At 67.0% G+C, this 12,940-nt stretch carries 22 protein-coding genes; 1 reads left to right on the top strand and 21 read right to left on the bottom strand.

Translation table 11 applies throughout. The features are described 5' to 3' along the window. Nucleotides 1-133: 133 nt before the first annotated feature. The 21 genes from rplO to E6C64_RS13625 all read right to left on the bottom strand — a co-directional run bounded on the left by rplO (nucleotide 134) and on the right by E6C64_RS13625 (nucleotide 11,304). Nucleotides 134-733 carry a 50S ribosomal protein L15 gene (gene rplO / locus E6C64_RS13725; protein ID WP_136428050.1) on the bottom strand — a complete coding sequence of 200 codons (600 nt, stop codon included), beginning with the start codon at nucleotides 731-733 and terminating at the stop codon, nucleotides 134-136. Next, nucleotides 733-918, bottom strand: a complete 186-nt coding sequence (gene rpmD, locus E6C64_RS13720) for a 50S ribosomal protein L30 (protein ID WP_136428049.1) — start codon at nucleotides 916-918, stop codon at nucleotides 733-735. The genes rplO and rpmD overlap by 1 nt, the downstream gene beginning before the upstream one ends. Further along, complete coding sequence (gene rpsE / locus E6C64_RS13715; RefSeq protein ID WP_136428048.1) at nucleotides 918-1,625, bottom strand: 30S ribosomal protein S5; 708 nt, start codon at nucleotides 1,623-1,625, stop codon at nucleotides 918-920. The genes rpmD and rpsE overlap by 1 nt, the downstream gene beginning before the upstream one ends. Then, the gene (gene rplR / locus E6C64_RS13710) at nucleotides 1,622-1,993 is read right to left on the bottom strand and encodes a 50S ribosomal protein L18 (RefSeq protein WP_136428047.1); all 372 of its coding nucleotides are present in this window, start codon (nucleotides 1,991-1,993) and stop codon (nucleotides 1,622-1,624) included. The genes rpsE and rplR overlap by 4 nt, the downstream gene beginning before the upstream one ends. A 2-nt stretch (nucleotides 1,994-1,995) precedes the next feature. After that, nucleotides 1,996-2,532 carry a 50S ribosomal protein L6 gene (gene rplF, locus E6C64_RS13705; RefSeq protein WP_136428046.1) on the bottom strand — a complete coding sequence of 179 codons (537 nt, stop codon included), beginning with the start codon at nucleotides 2,530-2,532 and terminating at the stop codon, nucleotides 1,996-1,998. A gap of 6 nt (nucleotides 2,533-2,538) precedes the next feature. After that, nucleotides 2,539-2,937, bottom strand: coding sequence for a 30S ribosomal protein S8 (gene rpsH / locus E6C64_RS13700; RefSeq protein WP_136428045.1), 399 nt, complete (start codon nucleotides 2,935-2,937; stop codon nucleotides 2,539-2,541). Nucleotides 2,938-3,059: 122 nt separating this feature from the next. After that, nucleotides 3,060-3,659 (bottom strand): 50S ribosomal protein L5, encoded by a 600-nt coding sequence (gene rplE / locus E6C64_RS13695; protein ID WP_136428044.1) that lies wholly within the window; start codon nucleotides 3,657-3,659, stop codon nucleotides 3,060-3,062. Beyond that, on the bottom strand, nucleotides 3,659-4,018 hold the full coding sequence (gene rplX, locus E6C64_RS13690) for a 50S ribosomal protein L24 (RefSeq protein ID WP_136428043.1): 360 nt from the start codon (nucleotides 4,016-4,018) through the stop codon (nucleotides 3,659-3,661). The genes rplE and rplX overlap by 1 nt, the downstream gene beginning before the upstream one ends. A gap of 3 nt (nucleotides 4,019-4,021) precedes the next feature. Next, on the bottom strand, nucleotides 4,022-4,390 hold the full coding sequence (rplN, locus tag E6C64_RS13685) for a 50S ribosomal protein L14 (protein WP_136428042.1): 369 nt from the start codon (nucleotides 4,388-4,390) through the stop codon (nucleotides 4,022-4,024). 29 nt (nucleotides 4,391-4,419) lie between these two features. Then, nucleotides 4,420-4,722, bottom strand: a complete 303-nt coding sequence (gene rpsQ / locus E6C64_RS13680; RefSeq protein ID WP_136428041.1) for a 30S ribosomal protein S17 — start codon at nucleotides 4,720-4,722, stop codon at nucleotides 4,420-4,422. After that, nucleotides 4,722-5,108: a 50S ribosomal protein L29 gene (rpmC, locus tag E6C64_RS13675; RefSeq protein WP_136428040.1), complete on the bottom strand. Its 387-nt coding sequence runs from the start codon at nucleotides 5,106-5,108 to the stop codon at nucleotides 4,722-4,724. Before rpmC ends, rpsQ begins: the two co-directional genes overlap by 1 nt. After that, nucleotides 5,108-5,527 carry a 50S ribosomal protein L16 gene (rplP, locus tag E6C64_RS13670; protein ID WP_136428039.1) on the bottom strand — a complete coding sequence of 140 codons (420 nt, stop codon included), beginning with the start codon at nucleotides 5,525-5,527 and terminating at the stop codon, nucleotides 5,108-5,110. The genes rpmC and rplP overlap by 1 nt, the downstream gene beginning before the upstream one ends. Next, entirely contained in the window at nucleotides 5,527-6,279 is a 753-nt protein-coding gene (gene rpsC / locus E6C64_RS13665; RefSeq protein WP_136428038.1) for a 30S ribosomal protein S3, read from the bottom strand. The genes rplP and rpsC overlap by 1 nt, the downstream gene beginning before the upstream one ends. Beyond that, nucleotides 6,279-6,671: a 50S ribosomal protein L22 gene (gene rplV / locus E6C64_RS13660; RefSeq protein WP_136428037.1), complete on the bottom strand. Its 393-nt coding sequence runs from the start codon at nucleotides 6,669-6,671 to the stop codon at nucleotides 6,279-6,281. The genes rpsC and rplV overlap by 1 nt, the downstream gene beginning before the upstream one ends. Nucleotides 6,672-6,693: 22 nt before the next feature. Next, nucleotides 6,694-6,975 carry a 30S ribosomal protein S19 gene (gene rpsS / locus E6C64_RS13655; RefSeq protein ID WP_136428036.1) on the bottom strand — a complete coding sequence of 94 codons (282 nt, stop codon included), beginning with the start codon at nucleotides 6,973-6,975 and terminating at the stop codon, nucleotides 6,694-6,696. A gap of 12 nt (nucleotides 6,976-6,987) precedes the next feature. After that, nucleotides 6,988-7,824, bottom strand: a complete 837-nt coding sequence (gene rplB, locus E6C64_RS13650; protein ID WP_136428035.1) for a 50S ribosomal protein L2 — start codon at nucleotides 7,822-7,824, stop codon at nucleotides 6,988-6,990. 17 nt (nucleotides 7,825-7,841) lie between these two features. Further along, nucleotides 7,842-8,141 (bottom strand): 50S ribosomal protein L23, encoded by a 300-nt coding sequence (gene rplW, locus E6C64_RS13645; RefSeq protein ID WP_136428034.1) that lies wholly within the window; start codon nucleotides 8,139-8,141, stop codon nucleotides 7,842-7,844. After that, complete coding sequence (gene rplD, locus E6C64_RS13640; protein WP_136428033.1) at nucleotides 8,138-8,803, bottom strand: 50S ribosomal protein L4; 666 nt, start codon at nucleotides 8,801-8,803, stop codon at nucleotides 8,138-8,140. Before rplD ends, rplW begins: the two co-directional genes overlap by 4 nt. A gap of 4 nt (nucleotides 8,804-8,807) precedes the next feature. After that, the gene (gene rplC, locus E6C64_RS13635; protein ID WP_136428032.1) at nucleotides 8,808-9,461 is read right to left on the bottom strand and encodes a 50S ribosomal protein L3; all 654 of its coding nucleotides are present in this window, start codon (nucleotides 9,459-9,461) and stop codon (nucleotides 8,808-8,810) included. A gap of 71 nt (nucleotides 9,462-9,532) precedes the next feature. Next, the gene (rpsJ, locus tag E6C64_RS13630) at nucleotides 9,533-9,841 is read right to left on the bottom strand and encodes a 30S ribosomal protein S10 (RefSeq protein ID WP_136428031.1); all 309 of its coding nucleotides are present in this window, start codon (nucleotides 9,839-9,841) and stop codon (nucleotides 9,533-9,535) included. Between the two features lie 539 nt (nucleotides 9,842-10,380). After that, entirely contained in the window at nucleotides 10,381-11,304 is a 924-nt protein-coding gene (locus E6C64_RS13625) for a hypothetical protein (RefSeq protein ID WP_136428030.1), read from the bottom strand. A gap of 218 nt (nucleotides 11,305-11,522) precedes the next feature. Between E6C64_RS13625 and E6C64_RS13620 the strand changes: the two genes are divergently transcribed. Then, a complete protein-coding gene (locus tag E6C64_RS13620; RefSeq protein ID WP_136428029.1) occupies nucleotides 11,523-12,896 on the top strand; it encodes an aldehyde dehydrogenase family protein in 1,374 nt (457 codons plus the stop codon). Nucleotides 12,897-12,940 lie beyond the last annotated feature (44 nt).

The raw sequence follows: 12,940 nt of genomic DNA, 5'->3' as shown, positions 1-12,940 counted from the left end.
GGTGTGAAACCGCCACGCCGTCACAAAGATCGGAGCCTACATGGCTCCGAGGCCCGATGCGCCGCCGCCGCGTCCGAACCGGAAGGTTTCCCTCCCCGTTCGACGCGGCGGCAGCGTCTCAGACTCGCGCAGCTCAGGCGATCGAGCCGCCTGCCGCGATGATCTTCTGCTCTGCGGAACCGGAGACCTTGTCGACGGCCACGCTCAGCTTAACCGCGATCTCGCCGGTGCCCAGGACCTTGACCTTCTCGTTCTTGCGAACGGCGCCCTTGGCGACCAGGTCGGCGATGGTGACATCTCCGCCGGTCGGGTAGAGCTCGGCCAGCCTGTCGAGGTTGACGACCTGGTACTCCACGCGGAACGGGTTCTTGAAGCCGCGGAGCTTCGGGGTGCGCATGTGCAGAGGCATCTGCCCACCCTCGAAGCCGACCTTGACCTGGTAGCGGGCCTTGGTTCCCTTGGTTCCACGGCCGGCGGTCTTGCCCTTGGAGCCCTCACCACGGCCGACGCGCATGCGGTCCTTCTTGGACCCCTCCGCGGGACGCAGGTGGTGCACCTTGAGCACGCGACCACGGGTGGTCTCGGCCTCGGCGGCGGGCGCCTTGGCGGTCCGCGTCGAGGTGCCGGCTGCGGCGGTGGCCGCAGGTGCCGTGGCGGTCGCCTTGGCTGCGGACGCCTTGGGGGCGGTCGCCTTCTTCTCCGGGGTCGTGCCCGGGGCCTTGTCTTCGGCCATCAGTTGATCTCCTCAACCTTCACGAGGTGAGCGACGTGGCGGACGTAGCCGCGGTTCTGCGCGTTGTCCTCGCGGACCACGGTGTCGCCGATGCGCTTGAGACCGAGCGAACGCAGCGTGTCGCGCTGGTCCTGCTTCTCACTCACCTTGGACTTGATCTGGGTCACCTTCAGCTGGGCGGCCATCAGGCACCTACCTTCGCTTCTGCGGCGTGCGCGGCAGCGTCGCGCTCGGCCTTCAGCATGTAAGAGGGCATGACGTCCTCGAGCTCGAGACCACGACGGGCTGCGACGGCGCGCGGCTCCTCGAGGTTCTTGAGGGCCGCGACGGTGGCGTGCACGATGTTGATCGTGTTGCTGGAGCCGAGCGACTTCGAGAGGACGTCGTGGATGCCCGCGCACTCGAGCACGGCGCGGACGGGGCCGCCCGCGATGACGCCGGTACCGGCGGTCGCGGGACGGAGCAGGACGACACCGGCCGCCGCCTCACCCTGCACGGGGTGCGGGATGGTGCTGGCGATGCGGGGGACGCGGAAGAAGTTCTTCTTCGCCTCCTCGACGCCCTTGGAGATGGCGGTCGGGACCTCACGGGCCTTGCCGTAGCCGACGCCGACGAGGCCGTTGCCGTCTCCGACGATGACGAGTGCGGTGAAGCTGAAGCGACGACCGCCCTTGACCACCTTCGACACGCGGTTGATGGTCACGACGCGCTCGAGGAACTGGCTCTTCTCGCTGTCGCGGCCACCGCGGTCGCGGTTCGGGTTGCGCTCGCGGCTTCCACGACGCGCCTCGCGAGGCTCGTTGCGGTTGTCGGGCGAGCTGCCGGCTGCGGTCTCCACCGGAGCCTCGGCCGTCTCGGCTGCTGCTGCTGTTGTGACTGGAACGTCGCTCACAGGCTCAGTCCACCTTCCCGGGCTCCATCGGCGATTGCCGCGATGCGGCCCGCGTACTTGTTTCCACCGCGGTCGAAGACGACCGCGTCGATTCCTGCTGCCTTGGCGCGCTCGGCGACGAGCTCGCCGACCTTGTGCGCCTTGGCGGTCTTGTCGCCCTCGAAGACGCGCATGTCGGCCTCGAGGGTCGAGGCGGAGGCCAGGGTGCGGCCGACCGAGTCGTCGACGACCTGGACGAACACGTGACGTGCCGAACGGGTGACGACGAGGCGAGGACGGAGCGCGGTTCCCTCGACCTTCTTGCGAAGACGGGTGTGGCGACGGTCGCGTGCGGCCGACTTGCTCTTGCCACGGATGACGGTGACCATGTCTACCTACCTGACTTTCCGGCCTTGCGGCGGACGTTCTCGCCTGCGTAGCGGACGCCCTTGCCCTTGTAGGGCTCCGGCTTGCGGATCTTGCGGATGTTGGCGGCGACCTCGCCGACGGCCTGCTTGTCGATGCCGGCCACGGTCAGCTTGTTGTTGCCCTCGACCGTGAACGAGATGCCCTCGGGCGCCTCGACCAGCACGGGGTGCGAGAAGCCGAGCGAGAACTCGACCGAGTTGCCGCGAGCGGCCACACGGTAGCCGGTTCCGACGACCTCGAGGCCCTTGCTGTATCCAGCGGTGACGCCGATCACGTTGTTCGCGATCAGGGTGCGGGTGAGGCCGTGCAGCGAGCGGGAGAGGCGCTCGTCGTCGGGACGGGTCACGAGGACCTGTGCGCCTTCGACGATGACCTCGATGGGCTGGGCGACGGTCAGAGACAGCGAGCCCTTGGGGCCCTTGACGGTGACGTCGCGGCCGACGACGCTGATGTCGACACCGGCGGGGATGTCGATGGGGAGTCTTCCGATTCGAGACATGTCAGATCACCACACGTAGGCGAGGACTTCCCCGCCGACGCCCTTCTGGGAGGCCTGGCGGTCCGTGAGGAGGCCAGACGAGGTGGACAGGATGGCGACGCCGAGGCCGCCGAGGACCTTCGGGATCTCGTCGGACTTCGCGTAGACGCGCAGTCCGGGCTTCGAGACCCGCTTGATGCCGGCGATCGAGCGCTCGCGGTTGGGGCCGTACTTGAGCTCGAGCGTGAGGGTCTTGCCCACGCGGGCCTCCTCGACGGTCCAGCTCGCGATGTAGCCCTCGGCCTTCAGGATGTCAGCGATGTGACCCTTGAGCTTGGAGTGCGGCAGCGAGACCGAGTCGTGGAAGGCCGAGTTCGCGTTGCGCAACCTGGTCAGCAGGTCGGCGACCGGATCGGTCATCGTCATGTTCGTCTTCTCTCATTCACCAGGTATCGGCTGGCGCCGACCTGTGGTGGGTGCTCCTTGCGGAGACATCGGGTGGAGTGCAGCGCTCATGGGAGCGGCGCAGTCCGAAGAGCAAGCCTAGGTCAGGCCTGGTTCTCCGCGGTGCGGAACGGGAAGCCGAGCGCCCTGAGCAGCGCGCGACCCTCGTCGTCGGTCTTGGCCGTGGTCACGACGGTGATGTCGAAGCCGCGGACGCGATCGATGCGGTCCTGGTCGATCTCGTGGAAGACGCTCTGCTCCGTGAGGCCGAAGGTGTAGTTGCCGTTGCCGTCGAACTGCTTGTCCGACAGGCCGCGGAAGTCGCGGATGCGGGGCAGCGCCAGCGACAGCAGGCGGTCGAGGAACTCCCAGGCGCGGTCGCCGCGCAGTGTTACGTGGGCGCCGATCGGCTGGCCCTCGCGCAGCTTGAACTGCGCGATGGACTTGCGGGCCTTGGTGACCTGCGGCTTCTGGCCGGTGATCTTGGTGAGGTCGGCGACAGCGCCATCGATGATCTTGCTGTCACGGGCGGCCTCGCCGACACCGGTGTTGACGACGACCTTGACGAGTCCCGGCACCTGGTGGACGTTGGTGTACCCGTTGTCCTTGGTGAGCTGGGCGATGATCTCGCTGCGGTACTTCTGCTTCAGGCGCGGCTGGGCCTTCTCGGGCGAACCAGCCTGCGCGGCAGTGGTGAGTGTCATTACAGGTCCTTGCCTGACTTCTTCGCGTAGCGGATGCGCACGCTCTTGGTCACGCCGTCCTTGGTGACCTGCTCGACGCGGTGGCCGACGCGGGTCGGCTTCTTCGTCTCGGGGTCGATCAGGGCGACGTTGGAGATGTGGATGGGCGCCTCGTGGGTCTCGACGCCGCCGGTCTTGGTGCCGCGCTGGGTCTGTCCGACCTTCACGTGCTTGGTGACGAAGTTGACGCCCTCGACGAGGACGCGGTTGCGCTCGACGAGCACGTCGATCACGCGACCCTGCTTGCCCTTGTCACCGCCGCGGCTCTGGCTCGCGCCCGAGATCACCTGGACGATGTCGCCCTTCTTGATGTTGGCCATTGGTCAAATCACCTCCGGTGCGAGTGACACGATCTTCATGAACTTCTTGTCACGCAGCTCGCGGCCGACCGGGCCGAAGATGCGCGTTCCACGCGGGTCGCCGTCGTTCTTGAGGATGACGGCGGCGTTCTCGTCGAACTTGATGTAGGAGCCGTCGGGACGACGGGTCTCCTTGACGGTGCGGACGATGACGGCCTTGACCACATCGCCCTTCTTGACGTTGCCGCCCGGGATCGCGTCCTTGACGGTGGCGACGATGACGTCGCCGAGGCCGGCATAGCGCCGTCCCGAGCCGCCGAGCACGCGGATGGTGAGCAGCTCCTTGGCGCCGGTGTTGTCGGCGACCTTGAGCCTGGATTCCTGCTGAAGCATCTTCTTCTCCTACAAGTGGGCGCGGAGGCCTACTTGGCCTTCTCGACGACCTCGACCAGGCGCCAGCGCTTGGTGGCGGACAGCGGACGGGTCTCGCTGATCACGACGAGGTCTCCGACGCCGGCGGTGTTCTGCTCGTCGTGGACCTTGACCTTCGAGGTGCGACGGATGACCTTGCCGTAGAGGGGGTGCTTGACGCGGTCCTCGACCTCGACGACGACGGTCTTCTGCATCTTGTCGCTGACGACGTAGCCGCGGCGGACCTTGCGGTCTCCACGGTCCTCGGCGACGACAGGGGCCGTCTCCTCTGCCTTGGCGGTGACCTTGGCCATCAGTTCTTCTCCTTAGAAGCCTTGGGCTTCTCCTCGGTGGCCGCCTCGGCGGCGGGCGCCTCGGCCTCGACGGGCTCGTCGGCCTTGGGGGCCGCTGCCTTGTCTGCCTTGGGCGCCTTGGCCTTCGCGGCCTTCTTGGGCTCTGCGGCGACCACGGGGGCGGGGACGGCACGGATGCCGAGCTCGCGCTCACGGATCACGGTGTAGATGCGCGCGATGTCGCGCTTGACGGACTTGAGTCGTCCGTGGCTCTCGAGCTGACCGGTGGCCGACTGGAAGCGGAGGTTGAACAGCTCCTCCTTGGCCTTCTTCAGCTCGTCGATCAGACGCTCGTTCTCGAATGTGTCGAGTTCGGTCGAGATCAGTTCCTTGGATCCGATCGCCATCAGCCCTCGCTCCCTTCGCGCTTGATGATGCGTGCCTTCAGGGGCAGCTTGTGGATGGCCCGGGTGAGGGCCTCGCGAGCGAGCTCCTCGCTCACGCCGGCGACCTCGAAGAGGACGCGTCCCGGCTTGACGTTGGCGATCCACCACTCGGGCGAGCCCTTGCCGGAACCCATGCGGGTCTCAGCGGGCTTCTTGGTGAGCGGACGGTCGGGGTAGATGTTGATCCACACCTTGCCGCCGCGCTTGATGTGACGGGTCATCGCGATACGAGCGGACTCGATCTGACGGTTCGTGACATAGGCGGGCGTGAGGGCCTGGATGCCGTACTCGCCGAAGCTCACCTCGGTGCCGCCCGTTGCGTGACCGCTGCGGGTGGGGTGGTGCTGCTTGCGGTGCTTGACTCTGCGGGGGATGAGCATCAGACACTCGCTCCTTCTGCGACGGGTGCGTCGCGGCGGTCGCGGCGGGGGCCGCTGTCGCGGCGCTCGGGGCGCGTGGACTTCTGGTTGGCCTGCTCGCGGGCAAGCTCCTTGTTGGTGATGTCGCCCTTGTAGATCCAGACCTTCACGCCGATGCGGCCGAACGTCGTCTTGGCCTCGTAGAAGCCGTAGTCGATGTTGGCGCGCAGGGTGTGCAGCGGAACGCGACCCTCGCGGTAGAACTCGGAGCGGCTCATCTCCGCGCCGCCGAGGCGGCCGGAGACCTGCACGCGAACGCCTTTGGCGCCGGCGCGCTGAGCGCCCTGGAGGCCCTTGCGCATGGCACGGCGGAACGCGACACGAGCGGTGAGCTGCTCCGCGATCCCCTGTGCGACGAGCTGAGCCTCGGCCTCGGGGTTCTTGACCTCGAGGATGTTCAGCTGGATCTGCTTGCCGGTGAGCTTCTCGAGGTCGGTGCGGATGCGCTCGGCCTCGGCGCCGCGGCGGCCGATCACGATGCCCGGGCGGGCGGTGTGGATGTCGACGCGGACGCGATCGCGGGTGCGCTCGATCTCGATGCGCGCCACTCCAGCGCGGTCGAGGCTCGTCTTCAGGAGGTTGCGGATCTTGACGTCCTCGGCGACGTAGTCGCTGTAACGCTGTCCGACCTTGGTGCTGTCCGAGAACCAGCGCGACACGTGGTCGGTGGTGATCCCGAGACGGAATCCGTAGGGATTGACCTTATGTCCCATTACTTGCTCGCCTTCTTGCGGGCCGTGGAGGCCGCAACGACATCGGGGGTCGCCAGCACGATGGTGATGTGGCTGGTGCGCTTCTTGATCTGGAACGCGCGGCCCTGGGCACGGGGCTGGAACCGCTTGAGGGTGGTTCCCTCATCGACGAACGCGCGGGCCACGATGAGATCGCTCTCGTCGAGGAAGCTGTTCTCGATGTCCGCCTTGACGCGGGCGTTCGCCATGGCCGAGGCCACGAGCTTGTAGACGGGCTCGCTGGCGCCCTGAGGTGCGAACTTCAGGATCGCGAGTGCCTCTTCGGCCTGCTTGCCGCGGATGAGGTCCACGACACGACGAGCCTTCTGAGGGGTCACGCGGATGTGTCGCACCCGGGCGATCGACTCCACCATTTCTCTGTCCTCCTCGCGTCGCCTAGCGGCGACGGCCCTTCTTGTCGTCCTTCTCGTGCCCACGGAAGGTACGGGTCGGTGCGAACTCGCCGAGCTTGTGCCCGACCATGGTCTCCGTCACGAAGACGGGGATGTGCTTGCGGCCGTCGTGCACCGCGATGGTGTGACCCAGCATCGCCGGGATGATCATCGAGCGGCGCGACCAGGTCTTGATCACGTTCTTGCTGCCCGCGTCGTTCTGGACCTGGACCTTGCGGAACAGGTGATCGTCGACGAACGGGCCCTTCTTGAGACTGCGCGGCATGTCCTACTCCTACTAGCGCTTCTTGCCGACGTTGCGACGACGAACGATGAGCTTGTCGCTCTCCTTGTTGGGGTGCCGGGTGCGGCCCTCGGCCTGACCCCACGGGCTGACCGGGTGGCGTCCACCGGAGGTCTTGCCCTCACCACCACCGTGCGGATGGTCGATCGGGTTCATGGCGACACCGCGGACGGTCGGGCGGATGCCCTTCCAGCGGTTGCGGCCGGCCTTGCCCCAGTTGATGTTGGACTGCTCGGCATTGCCGACCTCGCCGATCGATGCGCGGCAGCGCGCGTCGACGTTGCGGATCTCGCCACTCGGCAGGCGGAGCTGCGCGTAGGGGCCGTCCTTGGCGACGAGACGGACGCTCGCGCCGGCCGAACGGGCCAGCTTGGCGCCGCCGCCCGGACGGATCTCGATCGCGTGGATCACCGTTCCGACGGGGATGTTGCGCAGCGGCAGGTTGTTGCCCGGCTTGATGTCCGCGCCGGGACCCGACTCGACGATGTCGCCCTGGTTGAGCTTGTTCGGCGCGATGATGTAGCGCTTGGTGCCGTCCACGAAGTGGAGCAGCGCGATGCGCGCGGTGCGGTTGGGGTCGTACTCGATCTCCGCGACGCGGGCGTTCACGCCGTCCTTGTCATTGCGACGGAAGTCGATGACGCGGTACTGGCGCTTGTGGCCACCACCGATGTGACGGGTCGTGATGCGGCCCTGGTTGTTGCGGCCACCGCTCTTGGAGAGCGGGCGCAGCAGGGACTTCTCGGGCGTGGTGCGCGTGATCTCAGCGAAATCGGCGACCGACGATCCACGACGACCGGGGGTCGTCGGCTTGTACTTGCGGATTGCCATGTGTTCTCTCCCCTGACCTAGCCGACAGCCGTGAAGATGTCGATCGTGCCGGACTTGAGCGTGACGATGGCGCGCTTGGTGTCCTTGCGCTTGCCGAGTCCGAACTTCGTCCGGCGCGTCTTGCCCTGGCGGTTGATGGTGTTCACCGACGCGACCTCGACCTGGAAGATCTTCTCGATGGCGAGCTTGATCTCGGTCTTGTTGGATCGCGGGTCGACGACGAACGTGTACTTGCCCTCGTCGATCAGGCCGTAGCTCTTCTCGGAGACGACGGGCGAGATGATGACGTCGCGGGGGTCCTTGTTATAGCCGCTCACGCGGTCACCTCCGTGTTGGTCGAATCGGTGCTGGCCGAGCCGTTCTTCCACGACACGAAGCCGTCGAAGGCGGACTTCGTGAAGACGATGTCATCCGAGCGGAGGACGTCGTAGGCGTTCAGCTGGTCCCACGTGAGCACGTGGAGGTTCTTGAGGTTGCGCACGCTCTTCCAGCCGTTGACGTCGTCCCGGTCGAGCACGATGAGCTTGCTCTTGCCGGGGGCGACGGCCGTGATGAGCTCGGCGGCCTTCTTGGTCGAGGGGGCGTCGGCGACCGACAGGTCGTCGATCACGTGCAGGCGTCCACCGCGGCTGCGGTCGGAGATGGCGCCGAGCAGGGCAGCGGCGATCATCTTCTTGGGGGTGCGCTGCGAGTAGTCGCGCGGGGTCGGTCCGTGGACGATTCCACCGCCGGTGTGCTGAGGTGCGCGGATCGAGCCCTGACGGGCGCGGCCGGTTCCCTTCTGCTTGAACGGCTTGCGACCGGCGCCGGAGACCTCCCCGCGGTTCTTGGTCTTGTGCGTGCCCTGGCGCGCCGCGGCGAGCTGGGCGACGACGACCTGGTGCAGCAGCGGCACGTTGGTCTGCACGTCGAAGATCGCGGCGGGCAGGTCGACCGAGCCGGCCGTTCCTGACGTCCCCTGGATGTCGAGCGATGCCATGGCGTTACGCTCCCTTCACTGCGTTGCGGACGAACACGATGCGGCCGCGGGCTCCGGGAACGGCGCCGGCGACGAGCAGCAGGCCCTTCTCGAGGTCGACGGCCTGGACGCCGAGGTTCTGCACGGTCACGGTGTCGCCACCCATGCGACCGGCCATGCGCATGCCCTTGAAGACACGGCTGGGGGTCGAGGAGGCGCCGATGGAGCCGGGCTTGCGGTGGTTGCGGTGCGAACCGTGCGAGGACGAGACGCCCTTGAAGTTGTGACGCTTCATGACGCCGGCGAAGCCCTTGCCCTTGCTGGTGCCCACGACGTCGACCTTGGTTCCGGCGACGAACGCGTCGACCGCGATCTCCTGGCCGACGGTGAACTCGGCGAAGTTGGCGGTGCGGACCTCGGTGAGGTGGCGACGCGGGGTGACTCCGGCCTTGGCGAAGTGGCCTGCGGCGGGCTGGTTGACCTTGCGGGGGTCGATCTGGCCGTAGGCGATCTGGATCGCGCCGTAGCCGTCGACCTCGGGGGTCCGGATCTGGGTCACGACGTTGGGCGTGATCTGGATGACCGTGACGGGCACGAGCTTGCCGGTGGCGTCCCAGACCTGGGTCATGCCGAGCTTGGTGCCCAGCAGTCCCGTGAACGTCTTGGTGGCGGTGGACATGACTTTCCTCTGTCTTCTTGTGTCTTACGAGATGTCTTGACGAGCGCTGCTCTTGCGAGCGGGCGGCTGGGTCAGAGCTTGATCTCGATGTTGACGTCGGCCGGCAGGTCGAGGCGCATCAGGGAGTCGACGGCCTTGGGCGTCGGGTCGATGATGTCGATGAGGCGCTTGTGGGTGCGCATCTCGAAATGCTCGCGGCTGTCCTTGTACTTGTGCGGCGAACGGATGACACACACCACGTTCTTCTCGGTGGGCAGCGGCACGGGTCCGACGACGCTGGCACCCGCGCGGGTGACGGTGTCGACGATCTTGCGTGCCGAGCTGTCGATGACCTCGTGGTCGTACGACTTGAGTCGGATGCGGATCTTCTGTCCAGCCATCTGAAGCTCACTCTCTTTCGATGTTCGTCGCCCGCGCTCTCACGCGGACATGTGTGTCGCGGGACATCGCTGCCCCGCTGGTCGCGCACTGTTCTTCTGTCAATGAGCCGCAGCTGCTCCCCGATCCCGGCGCGCAGGCGCTCGGGCCATCCGCGCGCATTCTCATGGGCACGGAAGAGGATCCATCTGTGGCGCAGGCCGCAGGGGCATGCGCCTCGGCCCGCAGGTTGGCGGAGTGATCCGCTGCCCTGCTGTCTGTCTGCTGCCTGCGGCCTAGCCCTCACCCACGTACGCACGAGCATTGATGCTCAATCGCGCTGAGGGGAACTATGCACTGCCTGGCAGTGATCCAGTGAGACTGCGCAACGCAATCCACCGAAATGTCGAACCAGAAGAGTTTGCCACACCCACATGGTCCATGCAACCCGGGCGTGTCGCGCCGAGGCTCCCAACACCTCGAGCGCGGTCTTCCGACCCGAGCGCCTCCCCTGCGCGGTCTGAGACACCGAGCGCGGTTGGTACACCGACCGCGCTCGGCGCTAACGACCGCGCGCGAGGCGGGGGACGCCGGCTTCCACCAGGATTCGGGTGAAAAGAGGGGTGTCTCGGAGCTCGGCCATGTTCCAGCGGGCGAATCCGGTGAGGTGACGGCGAAGCCGATTCTCCCGGTCCTTCCCCGCGACCACTATCTCCGATGCAGTCCGCCCCTGGGTCATGCGCGCGTCCAGGTACTTCGTGCGACCGTCGAACTCGCCGCCGACCCCCACCGAGGGCCAATGGAAGTCGAGTCGACCGATCAAGCTCCCGCGGTCGCGTATCTCTGTCTGGAGTTCCGGCGCCTGGAACCCCAGACGCACGATCTCCACCCGCGAGATCGACTCTCCCGGCGACTCGCAGCGCTCATCCGCGAAGTCGAGCACTCGCATCGCCTTGGCCAGTCCACGGGTGCCTGCCTTCATCGCACCGATGATCGCGACGAATTCGGGCCTGGTACCGGGATCGCGGGCGAACGCAGCATCCGCGACGACGACTCCCTCGAGGAAGGACCTGCTGAGAGCGATGTCCAGAGCGGTACGCGCGGGAGATGTGCAGGTGAGCTCGCCCACCTCCACGACCGGGGCAAGCTCCAGACCGAGGCAATGGCGTCGTACGTCATCCTGCGACCTCCCGCCGGACCTGCGCTCCGAGATGAGGTGGATCTCAGTGGGCCACGGCCGGAGACTCGGCAGCCCGAGCAGACGCAGTGCGGACTCGTGCGAATAGATCGGCGAGGACAGGGTCAGAGCGGAAGCGGCGATCCGCGCCGAATAGCGCGCATCCGAGGTCGCGGACTGCCAGGCGCCATGCGAGAGGTACACGCCGCGGCGTGCCCGCACGAGATCCGCGCCGAGTCTGCGCTCTGGACGCGCATCGGCGATGGATCGGAGTTCGGATGCGGTCCAGGCTGCGAGATCTTCCTCCATGACTTGAGGATGCCCACGAAGCCGCAGTCAGATGACTCCGATGGTGGATCTGTGCAGAACCCGTTCCAACGGGTCGTTGTTGAGGAACAGGCGGCTGGCCCGGTCACACCTCGCTCGCGCGGTCGTCAGAACCGAGCGCGGTGGGTGCACCAGCCGCGTTCGGCTGTAACGACCGCGTTCGGCGGGCAAGGGGTGGCGCCGTTGGGTAGGGTCATCGAGTGGACTCCGGGCAGATCGTCGAAGGGCTCCGAGGCACGTTCGAGAGCGGACTGACCCGCTCGCACGACTGGCGCATCGCCCAGCTCCGAGCCCTGCGCACGATGCTCCGCGACGAAGAGGATCGGATCGCCGCCGCGCTGCAGGCGGATCTCGGCAAGAGTCCGACCGAGTCGTTCATCTCCGAGACCAACTTCGTGGTCAAGGAGATCACCCACACCCTGGGTCACCTCCGCCGGTGGCTGCGCCCGCGCCGCAGTGGGGCTCCCCTGCTGCTGGCGCCGTCGACGGCGAAGACGCTGCTCGAGCCGCTCGGCGTCGCGCTGATCATCTCGCCGTGGAACTATCCGGTCCAGCTCGCGCTCGCACCGCTCGTCGGCGCTCTCGCGGCCGGCAACTCGATGCTGCTCAAGCCGTCGGAGCTGGCCCCGCACACCTCGTCGCTGCTCGCCGACCTCCTTCCCCGGTACCTCGATTCGCGCGCGGTCGCCGTCGTGGAGGGCGGCGTCGAGGAGACGACCGAGCTGCTGGCGGAGAAGTTCGACACCATCTTCTACACCGGCAACGGGCGCGTGGGGCGGATCGTGCTCGAGGCCGCCGCCAAGCACCTCACCCCGGTCACGCTCGAGCTCGGCGGCAAGTCTCCCGCCTTCGTCGACGACAGCGCCGACCTCAAGACCGCTGCGGAGCGCATCGTCTGGGGCAAGTTCCTCAACGCCGGGCAGACCTGCGTCGCTCCCGACTACGTGCTCACCACGCCCGCCGTGGCTCGCAAGCTCACTCCGCAGCTCTACGAGGCCGTTCGGCTGCTCTACGGCGACGCACCGCGCGGCAATCCCGACTACGGGCGCATCGTCAACGAGCAGAACTTCGACCGCCTCGTCTCCTACCTCCCGGACGGACGCGCTGCGGTCGGCGGCAACCACACCAAGGCGGCGCTTTACATCGCCCCGACCGTGCTGACCGGTGTGCGCGCCGATGCCCCGATCATGCAGCAGGAGATCTTCGGACCCATCCTGCCGATCATCGAGGTCGCCGATCTCAACGCGGCGATCGACTTCGTCAACAAGGGCGACAAGCCACTCTCGCTCTACGTCTTCAGCAACGATGCGACCACCCGCAGCGCCTGGACGCTGACCACCAGCTCGGGCGCCATCGGCTTCAACGTGGCGGCGGCCCACCTCGCCGTGCCCTCGATCCCCTTCGGCGGCGTCGGCGCGAGCGGCATGGGCGGCTATCACGGACTCCGCTCGGTCCAGGCCTTCAGCCATGAGAAGGCGCTGTTCTCCAAGCCGCTGTGGCCGAACACCCTCGCCCTGCTCCGCCCGCCGTTCACCGCCGAGCGCATCAAGACGATCCGCCGCCTGCTCCGCTAGTTGCTGCGTTCCGGCTCGATGTGCACGGAATTCCGTCGGTATTC

The sequence above is a fragment of the Naasia lichenicola genome, assembly GCF_004801885.1.
Taxonomy (GTDB): Bacteria; Actinomycetota; Actinomycetes; order Actinomycetales; family Microbacteriaceae; genus Naasia; species Naasia lichenicola.
This window is presented reverse-complemented; position numbering and strand designations above follow the sequence as displayed.